The organism is Paraburkholderia nodosa, assembly GCF_001718195.1.
In the GTDB taxonomy this organism is placed as follows: Bacteria; Pseudomonadota; Gammaproteobacteria; order Burkholderiales; family Burkholderiaceae; genus Paraburkholderia; species Paraburkholderia nodosa_A.
In genome coordinates this window covers 556320-573616 of sequence record NZ_MCNV01000003.1, presented here as the reverse complement: position 1 = coordinate 573616, position 17297 = coordinate 556320, and the positions used below count along the sequence as shown (strand labels likewise).

General features: G+C 66.2%; 16 protein-coding genes. 8 read left to right on the top strand and 8 right to left on the bottom strand.

Annotation, left to right across the window (positions count from 1 at the left end):
* Positions 1-49 precede the first annotated feature (49 nt).
* The 5 genes from sucC to BFD71_RS08875 all read left to right on the top strand — a co-directional run bounded on the left by sucC (position 50) and on the right by BFD71_RS08875 (position 5802).
* On the top strand, positions 50-1216 hold the full coding sequence (gene sucC, locus BFD71_RS08895; RefSeq protein ID WP_069262863.1) for an ADP-forming succinate--CoA ligase subunit beta: 1167 nt from the start codon (positions 50-52) through the stop codon (positions 1214-1216).
* Positions 1217-1313: 97 nt separating this feature from the next.
* A complete protein-coding gene (gene sucD, locus BFD71_RS08890; protein ID WP_069262862.1) occupies positions 1314-2195 on the top strand; it encodes a succinate--CoA ligase subunit alpha in 882 nt (293 codons plus the stop codon).
* A 187-nt stretch (positions 2196-2382) separates the two neighbouring features.
* Complete coding sequence (locus BFD71_RS08885; RefSeq protein ID WP_069262861.1) at positions 2383-3105, top strand: TerC family protein; 723 nt, start codon at positions 2383-2385, stop codon at positions 3103-3105.
* 129 nt (positions 3106-3234) lie between these two features.
* Positions 3235-3843, top strand: coding sequence for a pilin (locus BFD71_RS08880; protein ID WP_370684264.1), 609 nt, complete (start codon positions 3235-3237; stop codon positions 3841-3843).
* A 144-nt stretch (positions 3844-3987) separates the two neighbouring features.
* A complete protein-coding gene (locus BFD71_RS08875) occupies positions 3988-5802 on the top strand; it encodes a PglL family O-oligosaccharyltransferase (RefSeq protein WP_069262859.1) in 1815 nt (604 codons plus the stop codon).
* A 55-nt stretch (positions 5803-5857) separates the two neighbouring features.
* Here BFD71_RS08875 and BFD71_RS08870 read toward each other — a convergent pair whose 3' ends face one another.
* Positions 5858-6208, bottom strand: coding sequence for a nucleotide pyrophosphohydrolase (locus tag BFD71_RS08870; RefSeq protein ID WP_069262858.1), 351 nt, complete (start codon positions 6206-6208; stop codon positions 5858-5860).
* A 4-nt stretch (positions 6209-6212) separates the two neighbouring features.
* Positions 6213-6692: a cyclic pyranopterin monophosphate synthase MoaC gene (moaC, locus tag BFD71_RS08865; RefSeq protein ID WP_069262857.1), complete on the bottom strand. Its 480-nt coding sequence runs from the start codon at positions 6690-6692 to the stop codon at positions 6213-6215.
* 181 nt (positions 6693-6873) lie between these two features.
* Here moaC and BFD71_RS08860 point away from each other — a divergent pair, with 181 nt between their 5' ends.
* Complete coding sequence (locus tag BFD71_RS08860) at positions 6874-8679, top strand: M48 family metalloprotease (protein WP_069262856.1); 1806 nt, start codon at positions 6874-6876, stop codon at positions 8677-8679.
* A gap of 8 nt (positions 8680-8687) precedes the next feature.
* Here the strand turns inward: BFD71_RS08860 and BFD71_RS08855 are convergent, their stop codons facing one another.
* The 6 genes from BFD71_RS08855 to BFD71_RS08830 all read right to left on the bottom strand — a co-directional run bounded on the left by BFD71_RS08855 (position 8688) and on the right by BFD71_RS08830 (position 13583).
* Entirely contained in the window at positions 8688-9323 is a 636-nt protein-coding gene (locus BFD71_RS08855; protein WP_069262855.1) for a DUF2946 family protein, read from the bottom strand.
* Entirely contained in the window at positions 9316-10386 is a 1071-nt protein-coding gene (locus BFD71_RS08850; protein WP_069262854.1) for a YheT family hydrolase, read from the bottom strand. Before BFD71_RS08850 ends, BFD71_RS08855 begins: the two co-directional genes overlap by 8 nt.
* Before the next feature lie 27 nt (positions 10387-10413).
* Positions 10414-10860: a nuclear transport factor 2 family protein gene (locus BFD71_RS08845; RefSeq protein ID WP_069262853.1), complete on the bottom strand. Its 447-nt coding sequence runs from the start codon at positions 10858-10860 to the stop codon at positions 10414-10416.
* A gap of 311 nt (positions 10861-11171) precedes the next feature.
* Positions 11172-12197 (bottom strand): lipopolysaccharide heptosyltransferase II, encoded by a 1026-nt coding sequence (waaF, locus tag BFD71_RS08840; protein ID WP_069262852.1) that lies wholly within the window; start codon positions 12195-12197, stop codon positions 11172-11174.
* A 208-nt stretch (positions 12198-12405) separates the two neighbouring features.
* A complete protein-coding gene (locus tag BFD71_RS08835; RefSeq protein WP_028205950.1) occupies positions 12406-12600 on the bottom strand; it encodes a zinc-finger domain-containing protein in 195 nt (64 codons plus the stop codon).
* 59 nt (positions 12601-12659) lie between these two features.
* Positions 12660-13583: a branched-chain amino acid transaminase gene (locus tag BFD71_RS08830; RefSeq protein ID WP_083245133.1), complete on the bottom strand. Its 924-nt coding sequence runs from the start codon at positions 13581-13583 to the stop codon at positions 12660-12662.
* Between the two features lie 494 nt (positions 13584-14077).
* Between BFD71_RS08830 and BFD71_RS08825 the strand changes: the two genes are divergently transcribed.
* Together BFD71_RS08825 and pyk are read left to right on the top strand one after the other, a co-directional pair.
* On the top strand, positions 14078-15277 hold the full coding sequence (locus tag BFD71_RS08825) for a phosphoglycerate kinase (protein WP_069262850.1): 1200 nt from the start codon (positions 14078-14080) through the stop codon (positions 15275-15277).
* A 429-nt stretch (positions 15278-15706) separates the two neighbouring features.
* Entirely contained in the window at positions 15707-17143 is a 1437-nt protein-coding gene (gene pyk / locus BFD71_RS08820; RefSeq protein ID WP_069262849.1) for a pyruvate kinase, read from the top strand.
* Positions 17144-17297: the final 154 nt, after the last annotated feature.

The following is a 17297-nucleotide window of genomic DNA, read 5'->3' as shown; positions in this document are numbered from 1 at the left end:
AACAGCGGAATCGAAGTTCACTCCAACTCTCAGACTGAAGGAATCACGCATGAAGATTCACGAGTACCAGGGTAAGGAAATCCTGCGGAAATTCGGAGTCGCGGTCCCGCGCGGCATCCCGGTGTTTTCGGTGGATGACGCGGTCAAGGCCGCTCAAGAGCTGGGCGGTCCGGTTTGGGTCGTCAAGGCGCAGATCCACGCTGGCGGCCGCGGCAAGGGCGGTGGCGTGAAGGTTGCCAAGACGATCGAGCAAGTCCGCGAATACGCGAGCCAGATCCTCGGCATGCAGCTCGTCACGCACCAGACCGGTCCGGAAGGCCAGAAGGTCAACCGTCTGCTGATCGAAGAAGGCGCCGACATCAAGCAGGAACTGTATGTCAGCCTCGTCGTCGATCGCGTGTCGCAAAAGATCGTTCTGATGGGTTCGAGCGAAGGCGGCATGGACATCGAAGAAGTCGCCGAAAAGCACCCGGAACTGATCCACAAGGTCATCGTCGAGCCGTCGACGGGTCTGCTCGACGCTCAGGCCGACGACCTCGCCGCGAAGATCGGCGTGCCGGCTGCTTCGATTCCGCAAGCCCGCGCCATCCTGCAAGGCCTGTACAAGGCATTCTGGGAAACCGACGCATCGCTGGCTGAAATCAACCCGCTGAACGTCTCCGGCGACGGCAAGGTCATCGCGCTCGACGCGAAGTTCAACTTCGACTCCAACGCACTGTCCCGTCATCCGGAAATCGTCGCTTACCGCGACCTGGACGAAGAAGATCCGGCTGAAATCGAAGCCTCGAAGTTCGACCTCGCGTACATCTCGCTCGACGGCAACATCGGCTGTCTGGTGAACGGCGCAGGCCTCGCCATGGCGACGATGGACACCATCAAGCTGTTCGGCGGCGAGCCGGCGAACTTCCTCGACGTGGGCGGTGGCGCCACGACCGAGAAGGTCACGGAAGCGTTCAAGCTCATGCTCAAGAACCCGGGCCTGAAGGCGATCCTCGTGAACATCTTCGGCGGCATCATGCGCTGCGACGTGATCGCAGAAGGCGTGATCGCTGGTTCGAAGGCCGTGAACCTGAACGTGCCGCTCGTCGTGCGCATGAAGGGCACGAACGAGGACCTCGGCAAGAAGATGCTGGCCGAATCGGGCCTGCCGATCATTTCGGCAGACAGCATGGAAGAAGCCGCGCAGAAGGTCGTCGCGGCTGCCGAAGGCAAGTAATTCTCACCGGACACGAATGGCGGCGTGCCGGCGCGAAATCCGCAACGCAAGGCGCGGATGACGCGACGCGCGGCGCCAAACGAAAAGAGGTCAATACATGTCGATTCTGATCAACAAAGACACCAAGGTCATCACGCAGGGCATCACCGGCAAGACCGGTCAGTTCCATACCCGCGCGTGCCGTGAGTACGCAAACGGCCGCGAAGCGTTCGTCGCTGGCGTGAACCCGAAGAAGGCCGGCGAAGATTTCGAAGGCATTCCTATCTACGCGAACGTGCGTGAAGCGAAGGACGCCACCGGCGCGACCGTTTCGGTCATCTACGTGCCGCCGGCAGGCGCTGCTGCTGCGATCTGGGAAGCCGTCGAGGCCGATCTCGATCTCGCGATCTGCATCACGGAAGGCATTCCCGTCCGCGACATGATCGAAGTCAAGGACCGTATGCGCCGCGAAGGCCGCAAGACGCTGCTCCTCGGCCCGAACTGCCCCGGCACGATCACGCCGGACGAGCTGAAGATCGGCATCATGCCGGGTCACATTCACCGCAAGGGCCGCATCGGCGTCGTGTCGCGTTCGGGCACGCTGACGTATGAAGCGGTTGCCCAGCTGACCGCGATCGGCCTCGGCCAGTCGTCGGCAGTCGGTATCGGCGGCGACCCGATCAACGGTCTGAAGCACATCGACGTCATGAAGATGTTCAACGACGATCCGGATACGGACGCCGTGATCATGATCGGCGAAATCGGCGGTCCGGACGAAGCGAACGCCGCCGAGTGGATCAAGGACAACATGAAGAAGCCGGTGGTTGGCTTCATCGCGGGCGTCACGGCGCCTCCGGGCAAGCGCATGGGCCACGCCGGCGCGCTGATCTCGGGCGGTGCGGATACGGCCGACGCGAAGCTGGAAATCATGGACGCGTGCGGCATCAAGGTGACGCGCAATCCGTCGGAAATGGGTCGTCTGCTGAAGGCGATGCTGTAAATTCGAAATGCGCCGCCACTCGTGCATCATGTATGCGCGGGCGGCCGGCGTTTTTTGATATGCTTGCGGAATCCTTTCACGAGGTTTCCGAACAAAGAGCGAGGGAGCCAGTCGTGGCCTCCTCGCTTTTTTATTTGGCTCACCGTATGAGCCGCCTATCCTGAGTCACGGCTGAGTCTTCGTCTCCATGCTCGAGTTTTTCGCGACGCTCCACTGGGGCGCTGTCATCCAGATCATCGTCATCGACATCCTGCTCGGCGGCGACAACGCCGTGGTGATCGCGCTCGCCTGCCGCGACCTGCCTTCGCAGCAGCGCATGCGCGGCATTCTGTGGGGCACCGCGGGCGCGATCGCGCTGCGCGTGGTGCTGATCGCCTTCGCCGTAGTGCTGCTCAACGTGCCGTTCCTCAAGTTCACAGGCGGCCTGCTGCTGCTGTGGATCGGCGTTCGGCTGCTCGCGCCCAGTCAACTCGAGCACGCCAACGTGAAGCCTGCCGAGAAGCTGATGGGCGCGATCAAGACGATCGTCGTTGCCGACGCGGTGATGAGCCTCGACAACGTGGTCGCGATTGCCGGCGCTGCCGAAGCGGCCGATCCACGCCATCGCATCGCACTCGTGATCTTCGGGCTGATGGTAAGTATTCCGCTCATCGTGTGGGGCAGCCAACTCGTACTCAAATTGCTCGACCGCTACCCCGTGATCGTGACGCTCGGCGCCGCGCTGCTCGGCTGGATTGCGGGCGGGCTCATCGTCAACGATCCCGCCGGCGACCGCTGGCCGCTGCTCGATACGCCCGCGGCCGAATACGGCATGTGCGTGGCGGGGGCCGTGTTCGTCGTCGCGCTCGGGACCTGGCTTCGGCGCCGCAACGCGCAGCGCAGCGCGACGCAGGGGCCGCAGTCGCACTGAGCGCGCATGGCTGTGCCATAGTGCCTGGGCCATCTGGCCGACTGCTGCGCAGCACGGGCCGCCGATACGATCAAGACGCCTGTTCACGACTGTGAGCAGGCGTTTCTTGTTTCAGGAGCCCTGACGATGATCGTATCCGCACTTCCCATGAGCCCGCCGCCGCGCAACGGCTGCGCGTGTTTTGCCAGACTCTCGCGCCTCGCGAGCATTGCCGGGCGCTGGACCGCGCGCGGCTTCACGCTGATCGAACTGATGATCGTGCTCGCGATCGTCGGTGTGATCGCGGCCTACGCCATTCCCGCGTACCAGGATTACCTCGCCCGCAGCCGCGTGGGCGAGGGCCTTTCGCTCGCGGCTTCCGCGCGCCTCGCCGTGGCGGAGAACGCCGCGAGCGGCAACGCGTTCGGCGCGGGCTACACGGTGCCGCCCGCCACGCGCAACGTGCAGTCGCTGCATATCGATGACACGACCGGTCAGATCACGGTCGCTTTCACCTCGCGCGTGGCGCCCGAGGGCAGCAACACCATCGTGCTCGTACCCTCGGTGCCAGACAACGCCGATGCGCCCACCGCGCGCGTCGTGCTCGCCCAGGGCAGTGTGCAGGGCGGCACGCTCACGTGGGAGTGCTTCGCAGCGGGCAAGACGGCTTCGTCCCTTGGCGCGCCCGGCACGGGCCCATCGCCCACGGACGCCGCAACGCTGGCGGGCAACCTCGCACCGCCGGAGTGCCGCGCATAAGGTTTGCGCATCGGTGCGGGGGCAACCGTGAGCGCTTTCAAGCCCACTCGCGCAGCGCACGCGGATGCGACCCGACCGGCCGCACCCGCACAGCGGGGGAAAAGTTTTGTATAGTGCCCCGTTGCTGAACGCCCCCGCCCAACCATGCCTTCCAATTTTGCGCGTTACCTTACGTTCGTCTTGCTGGCCCTCGCGTTGACGCTGCCCTATGCGGTCGTCAACCACACCTATCCGATTCCGACTTTCTACGCGGAATTCGTTGCACTGACACTTTATGTGCTGATGGGCGCCGCGACGTTGCTGCTCATTCGCCCGGCGCGCGCAGGCGAGGGCTTCGCATCGCCCACGGTCGCGCTCGTGCCGCTCTTCTTCGGTCTGTTGCTGATCGTGCAGACGTTCGCACTGCCGCTTGCCGAGCCTTCGATGAACTGGCTCGGCGCCGGTTATCTGCTCGCCGCGTTCCTCGCGACGCACGCGGGCTACACCATCACGCGCGCGCGCCTCATGCAATCGGCGCTCGTGTGGGCGGCTTTCGCGCTGCAGTTCGGCGGCCTCTTCGCCGTTTTCACCCAGGTGATCCAGCTCTTTCACCTGGAGACGAAGGTCACGCCGCTCGTGGTGGCGTACAACATCACGGTCGATCGCCGGCCGTTCGGCAACATGGCGCAGGCCAACCACCTCGCCACCTATATCGCCTTTGCGATGGCGGGTGCGATGTACCTCGTCCTCACGCGGCGTTTGAACATCCTGCTGTGGGGCGTGCTGACCGTGATCTATTCGGGCGGTCTCGCGCTCACCGTGTCGCGCGGGCCGTGGCTGCAGATGGGCGTGATTTTCGTCGCGGGTCTGTGGATCGCGCTCACGGGCTGCCGCAGCGAAGGCGACGAGGGACGCGGTGCGGGTGCGGGCCGCAAGGCCGGCGGCGTGCGCGCCTGGGCCATCCCGTTCGTGCTCGTGCTGATCTTCTTCGGCATGAATGCATTCGTGCGCTGGGCCAACGTCCACTACGGCCTGGACCTTGCGCAGTCCGCCGCCGAGCGCATGAAGGACGCCAGCCAGATCGCGCCGCGCCTCGCACTGTGGCGCTACGGTTGGACGATGTTCAAGTCGCATCCGGTGCTAGGCGTCGGCTGGGGCGATTTCCCGGTGCACCAGTTCGAGCTGGCGCGCTCGCTTGGCGGCGTCGAGATCGCCAACAACGCGCACGACATCTTCCTCGACCTGCTCGCGAAGACCGGCCTCGTCGGTCTTGCCATCGTCGTGATCGGGCTCGTCGCGTGGTTCGTGCGCGGGCTGCGCGCGCCGCATACCGCCGAGCGCGTGTTCGGCTTCATGCTGATCGGCGTCCTCGTCATGCATGCGCTCGTCGAATATCCGCAGCAGTACATGTTCTTCCTGCTGCCGGCGATGTTCGTGTTCGGCCTGCTGGAGACGAAGCCGCTGCGTGTCGTGCCGCCGCGCGTCTCGCTCGGCGTGTATGCGGTGGTCGTGTTCGGCGGCGTCGCGGCGCTGTACCCGGTGCTGCGCGACTACAACCGCGCCGAGGTGCTGTATTACGGTCAGCACCCGGCGCGCGACTACGGCGACGATCCTTCGCGCCTGTTCGGCGCTTGGGGCGACTACGGTATGGCCACGCTGTTGCCGATGAACGCCGCGAGCCTGCCGAGCAAGCTTTACGCGCACCAGCGCGCCATCGCGCTGCTGCCCGGCGAAACGGTGCTGCGCCGCTACGCGGTCTTGCAGGCGCTGGATGGCGATACGGCGGGCGCTTTCGATACGGTGGAGCGTCTGCGCATTTTCGCCACGGAACTGCACGACTGGCAGACGCAACTCGCTTCGCTCTACGGCCTGCTCGACGAGCAGCCCACGCTCGCGGACTTCAAGGCGCAACTCGTCAAGAAGTACGGGACGCCGGCGAAATCGGTCGAACAGGACGACGAGGACGATTCGGACGATTGAGTCTCACAGCGCGCGCGTGAAGGGGCGGTGAGTCAGCTCGCCGCCGTTCCGGCAATCAAAGCTCGGAGTACTTCGCGGCGCTGCCTTTTGCCTTCTCCACGGGATAGCGCTGCGCGTTCAGCTTGAGCTTTTCCGCCGCCGCTTCGACCAGATCGATCCCGGCGGTATGGGCGACCAGCAACAGGTAGATGAACACATCCGCGCATTCGTGCTTGAGTTGCGTGAGCTGCGCGGGATCGGCGAGCTGTGAGTCGATCTGCGCGTCGGTCTTCCACTGGACCGTTTCCAGCAGCTCGCCTGCCTCGATGCTGGTTGAGACGATCAGGTTGCGCAAGGTGTGAAACTGCTTCCAGTCGCGCTCGTCGCGAAAGGCCAGAACCTGCGCGAGCAGTTCGTCGAGCGTCATGGCGTCAGCGCTCCGCCACCCAATCTCCCGACTTGCCGCCGTGCTTTTCCAGCACGCGCACATCGGTGATCGTCATGCCGCGATCCACGGCCTTGCACATGTCGTAGACGGTCAGCAGTCCGACCTGCACGGCGGTCAGCGCTTCCATCTCCACGCCCGTGCGGCCGAGCGTTTCCACCTGCGCCGTGCAGTGAACCCCGGGCATCGTTTCGTCGAGCACGAAATCCACTTTCACTCGCGTGATGGCGAGCGGGTGGCACAGCGGAATCAGATCCGAGGTGCGCTTCGCCCCCTGGATCGCGGCGATACGCGCAACGCCGATCACGTCACCTTTTTTCGCGTGGCCGTCGCGGATCAGCGCGAAGGTTTCCGGCAACATGCGGATCGTGCCGCTCGCGAGCGCGATGCGCTTCGTCTCTGCCTTGCCGCCGACATCGACCATATGGGCGTCGCCGGCTGCGTCGAAATGCGTGAGTTCAGGCATGGTGGTTCTTCCTTGAGGGGTACCTATCTTAACAGTGCGGCACGCCGCGCTTTCTACGCGTCTTGCCGTGTCGCAAGTGTTGTAAGGCGGGCTACAATCGATGGGTTGGCGCACGGGCGCGGGCGGTCCTCACCGGGCGCGCCGCCGCGCCGGTGTTCCGCATTCCCCGATCCTGTCATCAATGCGTCTGAAACGGCTGCTTGCTGCATGGTTGTGCGCGTCGCTTACGGTTTCGCCGCAAGCGTACGCGCAGGCGTCGAATGCCGCCGTCGTCAAGCCCGGCGCGGCCCCGCCGATGGCCGCGCAGCCGGCACCGGCCCCCTCCAGCCCGGCACCGAACGCGGCCAATGCGGCGCCCGTACTCGTCAGCGGCCCGTTCGACGACTCGGCTGACCCCGTCGTCCCCGCCTCGATCGCGCAGGGCGTGTTCGGCACTTACGGCGGCGCGCAGAGCCGCTTTTCGGCCCAGGGCCAGGCAGGCGCAGCTTCCTCGTCGTCGAGCGGCAATACCAGCGTGCGCGCCCCCGCCTGGGTGCCGCAACTGCCCGACCTCGGCGACGGCTCCGGCGGCGCGCTCACGCCGCAGGCCGAGCGCCGTATCGGCGAGCGCGTGATGCGCGAGATTCGCCGCGACCCCGACTATATCGGCGACTGGCTCGTGCGCGACTACCTCAATTCGGTGGCCGCGCGCCTCGCGGCGGCCGCCAGCGCGCAGTTCATCGGCGCCTATCGGCCCGACTTCGATCTGTTCGCGATCCGCGACGGCCAGATCAACGCCTTCTCGCTGCCGGGCGGCTTCATCGGCGTGAACTCGGGGCTCATCGTCGTCACCCAAACGGAGTCCGAACTCGCCTCCGTGCTCGGTCACGAAATGGGCCACGTCTTGCAGCGGCACATCGCACGTATGCTTTCGCAGAGCGAGCGCACGGGCCTGGCCGCGCTGGCCGGCGTGCTGTTCGGCATTCTCGCGGGCGTGCTCGCGCATAGCGGCGATCTCGGCGCCGGGATTGCGCTCGGCAGCCAGGCGTATGCCGTGGACAGCCAGTTGCGTTTCTCGCGCGCCGCGGAGCACGAGGCCGATCGCGTGGGCTTCCAGCTGCTTACGGGCGCGGGCTACGACCCGTGGGGCATGGTGGCGTTTTTCGAGCGGCTCGAGCGCGATTCGATGGAAGACACGGGCGTGCCGGCCTACGCGCGCACGCACCCGCTCACCGGCGAGCGCATCGCCGACATGCAGGACCGCGCGCGCCGCGCCGCTTACCGTCAGCCGCGCCAGGCGCCCGAGTACGGTTTCGTGCGCGCACGCGTGCGTGTGCTTCAGGACCGCACGCGCAACGAGTACATCGACGAGGTTTCGCGACTGCGCTCGGAGCTCGAGGACCGCACGGCGCTCAACGTCGCCGCGAACTGGTATGGCATTGCCTACGCGCAGTTGCTGCTGGAGCGCTACGACGACGCCACGGCGTCGCTCGCGAACGCGCGCGCGGCGTTCGCGAAGTTCGAGGCCGCGGATGGCAGCAAGACGCGCAGCTCGCCGAGCCTCGACGTGCTCGCCGTGGATATCGCGCGCCGCTCAGGCCGCACCGACGACGCCGTGCGGCTGGCCGAGGCCGCGCACAAGGCGTGGCCAGGCTCCCACGCGGCTACCGATGCGCTGCTGCAGGCGCTGATCGCGGCGCGGCGCTTCAAGGAGGCGCAGACGCTCGCGCGCAGCGAAACCGAGGCCGAACCGCAGCAGGACGCCTGGTGGCTCTATCTGGCGCAGGCGAGCGCCGGACTCGGCGACGCGCTCACTCAGCATCGGGCGATGGCGGAGAAGCTGGCGCTCGACGGCGCGTGGCCCTCGGCTATCCGTCAGCTCAAGGAGGCGCGCGACATGAAATCGGTGGGCTACTACGATCTGTCGACGATCGAAGCGCGCCTGCACGACTTCGAGGCGCGCTACCAGCAGGAGCGCCAGGACGAGAAGGATGAGGGCCGCGGCTAAGTCGGGGCTCAGTCCGCGGATGCAGGCGGCGTGCCGCTCGCGCCGTGCCCCGCGGCCTGCGCTTCGCGCTCGGCGCGCGCCGGGCTCGCCACGAAGGCGAAGCGCGTGCTCACGTCGGCGCGCTTGACCGGCTGCAGCGGCAGCGCGGCGCCGGCGCGCCAGTGGAAGGTGCCGCTGTGGGCGTCGTCCGCGAGCGTGGCGTGGTCGGTGAAGAGGTCGAGGTCGTGGTCGTGCAGCAGCGCCGCGCGCGGCGGCGAACTCGCATCGGCGAAGATCACGCTGCCCGCTTCGTCGAGGTAGGCGGCCACAGGCTCGAACGCTTGACCGCCCTGATCGGTGAGCGTCAACGCGTCGTCGCCCTCGTGACCCGCGGCGAGACGCACGATCCACGGCGTGTATTCGAGTTCGACGTACACGCGCTGCGGCCCGTTCTGGAAGTACCACTGGCCGTGTTCATCGCGCTCGTAATTGCGGTTGATGAAGCCGAGCAGCGCTTCGTGGCGGATCGCGGTGCCGGGTGCGTTCTGCGCCTGGGCGGCCTCGTCGCGCATGCGCCAGTTGCCGCGTGCGTCGAGCAGCAGCCAGCCCGTGCAATGCGGGACGTTGGGCCAGCGCGCGAGCGCCTGTTTGACGATGTCATCCATGAGAGACGAAAGGCGAGAGATAAGCGAACACGCGCTGCGAAAGCCAGTCGCTGCGGCCAGGGAACGGTCCCGTCATGAAGCCGACGTGGCCGCCGTGCGCGGGCTGATCGAGTTCGACGGCGGCGCTCACTTCGTGGCGCGCGGGCAGCGCGCGGCCCGGCAGGAACGGATCGTTGCGCGCGTTCAGAATGAGCGTGGGGACGGCGATTTCGCCGAGCTTCGGACGGATCGTCGCTTGCGTGTAGTAGTCGTGGGTGTCGCGAAAACCGTGCAGCGGCGCCGTCACGACATTGTCGAATTCGTACATCGTCCGGCTGGCGAGCACGGCTTGCGCGTCGAACAGGCCGGGGTACTGCTCGAGTTTCTGGAGCGCCTTCACTTTCAGCGTCTTCAGGAAGCTGCGCGTGTAGATCATGCCGAAACCCTGCGTCAGCATCTCACTGCCTGCATGCACATCGAGCGGCGTGGAGATCGCCGCGGCGGCCGCGACGATCGCGGCATCTTCCCGACGCTGGGCAAGCCAGTGCAGCAGCACGTTGCCGCCGAGCGACACGCCCGCGACCACGAGCGGCCCCGCGTGGCGGGCAGCGAAGCGGCGCAGCACCCAGTCGACTTCGGCGGAATCGGCGAGATGGTAGAAGCGCGGCAGCAGGTTCAGCGGTCCGCTGCAGCTGCGAAAGTGGGGGATCGCCGCATGCCAGCCGCGCGCCTGCGCGGCGGCAGCGAGCGCGCGCGCATAGTGGGAGCTCGAGCCGCCTTCCAGGCCGTGGAACAGGACGAAAAGCGGGGCGTTGTGTGAATCCGCACCGGCATGCTTGCCGTCCAGCCAGTCCACTTCGATGAAGTCGCCATCCGGTGTGTCCCAGCGCTCGCGGCGGTAGGCGGGCGCGGGCAGGCGCGAGAACAGCGCCGGCACGATGGTCTGGATGTGCGCACCGGGCAGCCAGAACGGCGCGCGGTAGTCGTTGTCGTAGTGGGGGCCGAGCAGGGCGGTCTGGGCATCGAGCGCGGCCGCGACGCGGGCTGCGTCGCCGGGCCTGCGGGTGTCGTCGGTCGTACTCATCACTGCCCCCTGCTTTGCGCCCTTATGTCAGTGCAGCGCGCCCTGGCCGTGGCGCAATCTGGCCGAGAACTGGGTGGCTGCGTCGTCGGGCATGCGGCTCGCGTGAATGTGCGCAATGCGCCACTCGCCGCGCTCGTGAACCATCACGTAGGTCGTGAAGACCATGGTGGGAATCGCACTGGGATCGACCGGGCGGTGCGCTTCCACGATCGCGTAGACCACGGTGCCGAGGCTGTCGTACACACGGATGTCGAGCGGCTCGATCGACACCGGCGCCGCTTCGAGCTGTGCGGCGAGGCCCGCGCGGATACTCGGCAGGCCGTGCAGGTGCGCGCCTTCCGCCGTGATGCAGCTCACGAACTCTTCATCGATCCACAGACCCATCAAGCTGTCGATGTTGACTTCCGCGACGGCCTGGTAGTACGCGTTGAGGGTGTCCGCGGCGGCTTCGAAGATGTGGGCAAAACGTGGCATGGCTCGTTGGTCTTGTGCGCTCGGTGTCGCATTCGGCGTCTACCTGGGCGCGGGTTGGCGATTGATCGGTTGCGTCGTTGTGCGGCTGTCGCTGCGTGCCGCGCGTTTGCCGCGAGCATGCCGCTTTCGCGAGGCAGGCCTGTGACGTGCTCCGATGCGGCGCATGGGTCCCTCCCGCGCCTCGTTGCCTCTATTGGGCGCGCGCAACGCGCATGGCGTCCGTTGCGTGGCGCACATCCATTTGTGTGCGCGATGTTTTCAGCGTGGCGGGCGGCACATAGCCGCCCAACGCTGCTGGCGATGCCTGTTGCTTATCGCTGCCCGAGCAGCATGCCGCGTAGATCGCCGAAAACCTGTTCCGGGCTCAGTTCGCGCAGGCAGTTCAGATGCCCGAGCGGACACTCTCGCGCAAAGCAGGGACTACATTCGAGATGGAGCCATTGTACCTTTGCAAGCTCGGACAAGGGCGGCGTGTGGCGCGGATCCGTCGAACCGTACAGCGCGACGAGCGGCCGACGCAGCGCGGCGGCCACGTGCATCAGGCCCGAATCGTTGGTCACCACGGCGTTCGCGCGCGAGATCAGTGCGCACGCCTCGCCGAGCGCGGTCTGCCCGCACAGGTTGCGCACGTTCGGCGCGCGATCGGCAATCGCCTGGGCGAGCGGGGCGTCCTTCGGCGAGCCGAGCGCGACGATCTGCGTGTACGGGAACGACTGCCCCACCATCTTCGCGAGCGCCGCGAAATGCTCGGGCGGCCAGCGCTTGGCCGGGCCGTACTCGGCGCCGGGGCAGAACACGAGCAGCGGCACGCGCGTATCGAGATTGAAGCGCGCCGACACGCGCGACGCCTCGTTCGGGTCCGACTCGAGGCGCGGCATCGGCAGGTCGTCGGGCACGCTCGCGCCGGGCGCGTAGGCGAGCGCGGCGTAGTGGCTGACCATCGGCGGGCGCTCGTCCTTGGGCGGATTCGCATGGCGCACATTCAAGAGGCCGTAACGGTTCTCGCCCGTGTAGCCAATGCGCAGCCCGATATTGGCGAGCCACGGGATCAGCGCGGACTTGAGCGAATTGGGCAGCACGTAGGCGGCGTCATAGCGTTCGGCGCGCAGATCGCCCGCCAGTTGCCAGCGGCGCAGCAGCTGCAGCTTGCCGTGGCCGAGGTCGGTGGCGTAGACGTCGCGGATCTCGGGCATGCGCTCGAGCACGGGCGCAACCCAGGTTGGCGCGAGCGCATCGATCTGAATGCGCGGGTGCAGTTTCACGAGCCGCGAAAAAAGCGGCTGCGCCATCAGTGCGTCACCGATCCAGTTCGGTGCGATTACCAGCGCGCGGCGCATCGGGAGTCAGGGTCCGGAGAGGGTAAAGGTTGCACGTGCGGCTTGCCCGCCTCGCGCCGGCTCGGGCCGGCATGGGGGCGGATTGGGCCGCGCGCGAAACACGGTTGGGAAAATGACGAGAAGCCGCTCGCCGGTGAACGGGCGGCGGCAGCACGTAAAACGCGCCGCCGCATGCAACGACGGCGCGCCGCGAGTGAGGCGAAACGCGTCAGTGGCCGTGGACGACCTCGCCCGCGCGCAGCTTGTAACGCGTGCTGCAGTACGGGCACTTCGCTTCGCCGTGCGTCACGTCGAGGAACACGCGCGGGTGGTTGCTCCAGCGCGGCATCGACGGATTCGGGCAGTAAGCGGGCAGATCCTTGGCCGAAAGTTCGACCAGCGGCATTTCCTTGATTTCGCTCATGAGGACGATTCTCTGTGTAGCTGTGGGGGCCAGGCGTTGGCGCGCCCGGACCTTTTGTCTTAGACCTTCGCGAGCCAGCGCGCGTACTTGTCGTTCTTGCCCGAAACGACGTCGAAGAAGGCCGATTGCAGCTTCTCCGTGACCGGGCCGCGCGAGCCGCTGCCGATGGTGCGGTTGTCGAGCTCGCGGATCGGCGTGACTTCGGCGGCGGTGCCCGTGAAGAACGCTTCGTCGCAGGTGTACACCTCGTCACGCGTGATGCGCTTTTCGATCACGGGAATGCCCATGTCGCGCGCGAGCGTGATGACCGTGTCGCGCGTGATGCCGTCGAGGCACGACGCGAGGTCCGGCGTGTACAGCTTGCCGTTGTTCACAAGGAAGAAGTTCTCGCCCGAGCCTTCCGAGACATAGCCGTCCACGTCGAGCAGGAGCGCTTCGTCGTAGCCGTCGGCGGTGGCTTCCTGGTTGGCGAGGATCGAGTTCACATACCAGCCCGAAGCCTTGGCGCGCACCATCGACACGTTCACGTGATGGCGCGTGAACGACGACGTCTTCACGCGGATGCCCCGGGCGAGGCCGTCTTCGCCGAGATAGGCGCCCCACGGCCATGCGGCGATGGCCACGTGGATGGTGTTGCCCTTGGCCGAAACGCCGAGCTTTTCCGAGCCGACCCAGATGATCGGGCGGATGTAGCACGACTCGAGCCTATTCGCGCGCACGACTTCGAGCTGCGCGTCGGCGAGCGTCTTCGCGTCGAACGGCACGTCCATCTGGAAGATCTTGGCCGAGTTGAGCAGACGCCTGGTGTGCTCGGCGAGGCGGAAGATCGCGGTGCTGCCGTCGGCGGTCTGATAGGCGCGTACACCTTCGAAGACACCCATGCCGTAGTGCAGCGTGTGGGTCAGCACGTGAATGTTGGCGTCGCGCCAATCAATCAGCCTGCCGTCCATCCAGATCTTGCCGTCGCGGTCGGCCATTGACATACGAATCTCCAGACAAGTGCAGTAAATATCGGGCTTATATAGGGGTTTCGCCGCGCGCGGCGTGGCTGCGGTTGGCAAAGACGATTATTTTAGCGTCATTTGACGCCTGCCAGCGCGCCCGCGGGCGCTTGGGGCGGGGATTTCGGGCGATTTTAGGGTCGTTTCGCGCGCGTTCCGCCTGAATATTTTTTGGGTTTAGCCCATGCTGCATCGCAGCAAATCGCGCGAACGCCCGCCCGGCGAGCAGCGTCTGCCCAAATACGGGAGATTCGCCTGGACACGTCTCTGATCGTCCTGGCTATCAGCTAAAATACCGATCTCGCAATCGATGCCGGCTCGTGCCAGCGACGAGCAGCGACATGGAGCCGCGACCCGAAACAGCGTTCAAACCGGATCCCGCGCCGTGCCGTCCCGCACGTCTTGCCGCGCCAGAATGAGGCCCGCGGCGCCGCATCGCCTTGCCACCGCCTTCCCACCATCAAGATGACATGCCCATGAACAAGGTTCTGCGTCTTTCCGATCTGATCTCCGAAGGCAAATTGAAGGGCAAGCGCGTATTCATCCGCGCCGACCTGAACGTGCCGCAGGACGACCACGGCAACATCACCGAAGACACCCGCGTGCGCGCCTCCGTGCCGGCCATCAAGGCCGCACTCGACGCCGGCGCGGCCGTCATGGTCACCTCGCACCTGGGCCGCCCGACTGAAGGCGAATTCAAGCCCGAAGACTCCCTCGCGCCGGTCGCGAAGCGTCTGGCCGAACTGCTCGGCCGCGACGTGCCGCTGGTCGCGAACTGGGTTGAAAACGGCGTGAACGTCGAGCCGGGCAACGTGGTGCTGCTCGAAAACTGCCGCGTCAACAAGGGCGAAAAGAAGAACTCGGACGAGCTTTCGCAAAAGATGGCGAAGCTCTGCGATATCTACGTGAACGACGCGTTCGGCACCGCCCATCGCGCCGAAGCCACGACCTACGGCATCGCGAAGTACGCGAGCGTCGCCTGCGCGGGTCCGCTGCTCGCGGCCGAACTCGACGCGCTCGGCAAGGCGCTCGGCGCGCCCAAGCGTCCGCTGGTGGCCATCGTGGCGGGCTCGAAGGTTTCGACCAAGCTCACCATCCTCAAGTCGCTGGCCGAGAAAGTCGATCAGCTGATCGTCGGCGGCGGCATCGCCAACACGTTCATGCTGGCCGCGGGCCTGAAGATCGGCAAGTCGCTCGCCGAAGCCGATCTGGTGGACGATGCGAAGGCCATCATCGACGCGGCGCGCGCGCGCGGCGCCTCCGTGCCGATCCCGACCGACGTCGTGACCGCCAAGGAATTCTCGCCGACGGCCAGGGCCGAGACGAAGAACGTGGCCGACGTAGCCGACGACGACATGATCCTCGACATCGGTCCCGTCACCGCCAACGCGCTCGCCGCGCAACTCGCGCAGGCCGGCACGATCGTGTGGAACGGCCCGGTCGGCGTGTTCGAGTTCGACCAGTTCGGCAACGGCACGAAGACGCTCGCGGATGCGATCGCCAGTTCGGGCGCCTTCTCGATCGCGGGCGGCGGCGACACGCTCGCAGCCATCGCGAAGTACAACATCGCCGACAAGGTCAGCTATATCTCCACCGGCGGCGGCGCCTTCCTCGAGTTCCTCGAAGGCAAGAAGCTGCCGGCGGTCGAAGTGCTCGAAACGCGGGCGGCTGGTTAAGTGGCGCCGCGCGCCCCGGCCGGGAAGGCCATGAGCAAACTTCCTCGTGCAGGCGCACAGAAGTCGCGCAGCGCAGCCGGGGCCGCAGCAAAACAGAAGGGGCGCGCAGCGCCCCAGGCAGAGACGGACCAGGCGGGGGCCGACGCGACCCCCGCCGCCGCTGCCGAAAAGGATCTTGCGGCGACGCAGTCGACTGCTGAATCGACAGCCGCACAGAATCCGACGGGGCGCACAGCCCCGCCCGCATCGAATACGACTACGCATGTAGACAGCGCCGTAGCGGCTCACGTGAGCCCTGCGGTGTCCTCCAAGAAAGCGACGCCGGGTACACCCGGTGCGCGTTCCGGCGCATCCGCACTCGCGGCGCAGCCGGCCAGCACTTCTCGCAGCAACGGTTTTCCCAGCGATCCTATCCAGACGAGGAGACTCATGCATCGCGCCACCAAGATTGTCGCCACCATCGGTCCGGCTTCCAGCACGCCGGACATCCTGCTGAAAATGATCCGCGCAGGACTGGACGTGGTGCGCCTCAACTTTTCGCACGGCACCGCCGACGACCATCGTCAGCGTGCTGAAATGGTGCGGGACTGCGCCCGCCAGGCTGGCCGCGAAGTTGCGATCATGGCGGACCTGCAAGGCCCGAAGATTCGCGTCGGCAAATTCGAGAATGGCAAGACGACGCTCGAGCCGGGCCATCCGTTCATCCTCGACGCCGAATGCGAGCTCGGCAATGACGAGCGCGTCGGTCTCGACTACAAGGATCTGCCGCGCGACCTGAAGCCGGGCGACATCCTGTTGCTCAACGACGGCCTGATCGTGCTCGACGTCGCGCGCGTGATCGGCAGCGAGATCCACACGATCGTGCGCGTGGGCGGCGACCTGTCGAACAACAAGGGCATCAACCGCCAGGGCGGCGGCCTGACGGCGCCCGCGCTCACCGCGAAGGACATGGAAGACATCCGCACGGCCATGTCGCTGGGCGCGGACTTCGTCGCCGTGTCGTTCCCGAAGAACGCCACCGACATGGAAATGGCGCGCCAGCTCGCGAACATCGCGGGCGCGCCGTACGGCATCAAGCCGAAGATGATCGCGAAGATCGAGCGCGCCGAGGCGATTCCGGCGCTGCAGGAAATTCTCGATTCGTCGGACGGCATCATGGTCGCGCGCGGCGACCTGGCCGTGGAAGTGGGCAATGCCGCCGTGCCGGCGCTGCAAAAGCGCATGATCCGCATGGCGCGCGACTCGAACAAACTCGTCATCACGGCCACGCAGATGATGGAGTCGATGATCCACGCGCCGGTGCCTACGCGCGCCGAAGTCTCGGACGTCGCCAACGCGGTTCTCGACGGCACGGACGCCGTGATGCTCTCGGCCGAATCGGCCGCGGGCAAGTACCCGGTGCAGACCATCGAGGCCATGGCCGCGATCTGTCTGGAAGCGGAGAAGTCGGAGCAATCCGAACTGGACAAGGACTTCCTCGACCGCACCTTCACGCGCATCGACCAGTCGATCGCCATGGGCGCGCTGTTCACGGCCTACCACCTGGGCGCAAAGGCGATCGTCGCGCTTACCGAGTCGGGCTCGACCGCACTCTGGATGTCGCGTCACTGGACCCATGTGCCGATCTTCGCGCTCACGCCGCGTGCAGGCAGCGAGCGCGCCATGTCGCTCTATCGCAATGTCACGCCGCTGCACCTCGATACGAGCAGCGACCGCGACACGGCGCTCCAGCAAGCCATCGAAGTGGTGGTCAGCAAGGGCTACGCGTCGCACGGCGACATGGTCGTGCTGACCGTGGGCGAGCCGATGGGGCAGCCGGGCGGCACGAACACACTGAAGATCGTGCGCGTCGGCGACGTGCTCTAACTTCGGTGCGGTAACCTCGCGGCGATTTTTTTCGCTTTATTTTCGCGACTCCCGAAAATAAATGCGGACGGCTTCGACTGGTACCACACTGGTATCAGATCGACGCCAAATCGGTGCCGTTTAGACGCTTTTTCCCCGCAATTGAAGCCCGTAC

Bases quoted from the DNA above. Each gene is read 5' to 3' on its own strand.
- BFD71_RS08885 (WP_069262861.1), top strand. From the start codon at position 2,383: ATGCTCGAGTTTTTCGCGACGCTCCACTGGGGCGCTGTCATCCAGATC.
- waaF (WP_069262852.1), bottom strand. From the start codon at position 12,197: ATGCGCCGCGCGCTGGTAATCGCACCGAACTGGATCGGTGACGCACTG.
- BFD71_RS08870 (WP_069262858.1), bottom strand. From the start codon at position 6,208: ATGACGCTCGACGAACTGCTCGCGCAGGTTCTGGCCTTTCGCGACGAG.
- BFD71_RS08825 (WP_069262850.1), top strand. From the start codon at position 14,078: ATGAACAAGGTTCTGCGTCTTTCCGATCTGATCTCCGAAGGCAAATTG.
- moaC (WP_069262857.1), bottom strand. From the start codon at position 6,692: ATGCCTGAACTCACGCATTTCGACGCAGCCGGCGACGCCCATATGGTC.
- BFD71_RS08855 (WP_069262855.1), bottom strand. From the start codon at position 9,323: ATGGATGACATCGTCAAACAGGCGCTCGCGCGCTGGCCCAACGTCCCG.
- BFD71_RS08830 (WP_083245133.1), bottom strand. From the start codon at position 13,583: ATGTCAATGGCCGACCGCGACGGCAAGATCTGGATGGACGGCAGGCTG.
- BFD71_RS08835 (WP_028205950.1), bottom strand. From the start codon at position 12,600: ATGAGCGAAATCAAGGAAATGCCGCTGGTCGAACTTTCGGCCAAGGAT.
- sucC (WP_069262863.1), top strand. From the start codon at position 50: ATGAAGATTCACGAGTACCAGGGTAAGGAAATCCTGCGGAAATTCGGA.
- BFD71_RS08850 (WP_069262854.1), bottom strand. From the start codon at position 10,386: ATGAGTACGACCGACGACACCCGCAGGCCCGGCGACGCAGCCCGCGTC.
- sucD (WP_069262862.1), top strand. From the start codon at position 1,314: ATGTCGATTCTGATCAACAAAGACACCAAGGTCATCACGCAGGGCATC.
- BFD71_RS08860 (WP_069262856.1), top strand. From the start codon at position 6,874: ATGCGTCTGAAACGGCTGCTTGCTGCATGGTTGTGCGCGTCGCTTACG.
- pyk (WP_069262849.1), top strand. From the start codon at position 15,707: ATGCATCGCGCCACCAAGATTGTCGCCACCATCGGTCCGGCTTCCAGC.
- BFD71_RS08875 (WP_069262859.1), top strand. From the start codon at position 3,988: ATGCCTTCCAATTTTGCGCGTTACCTTACGTTCGTCTTGCTGGCCCTC.
- BFD71_RS08845 (WP_069262853.1), bottom strand. From the start codon at position 10,860: ATGCCACGTTTTGCCCACATCTTCGAAGCCGCCGCGGACACCCTCAAC.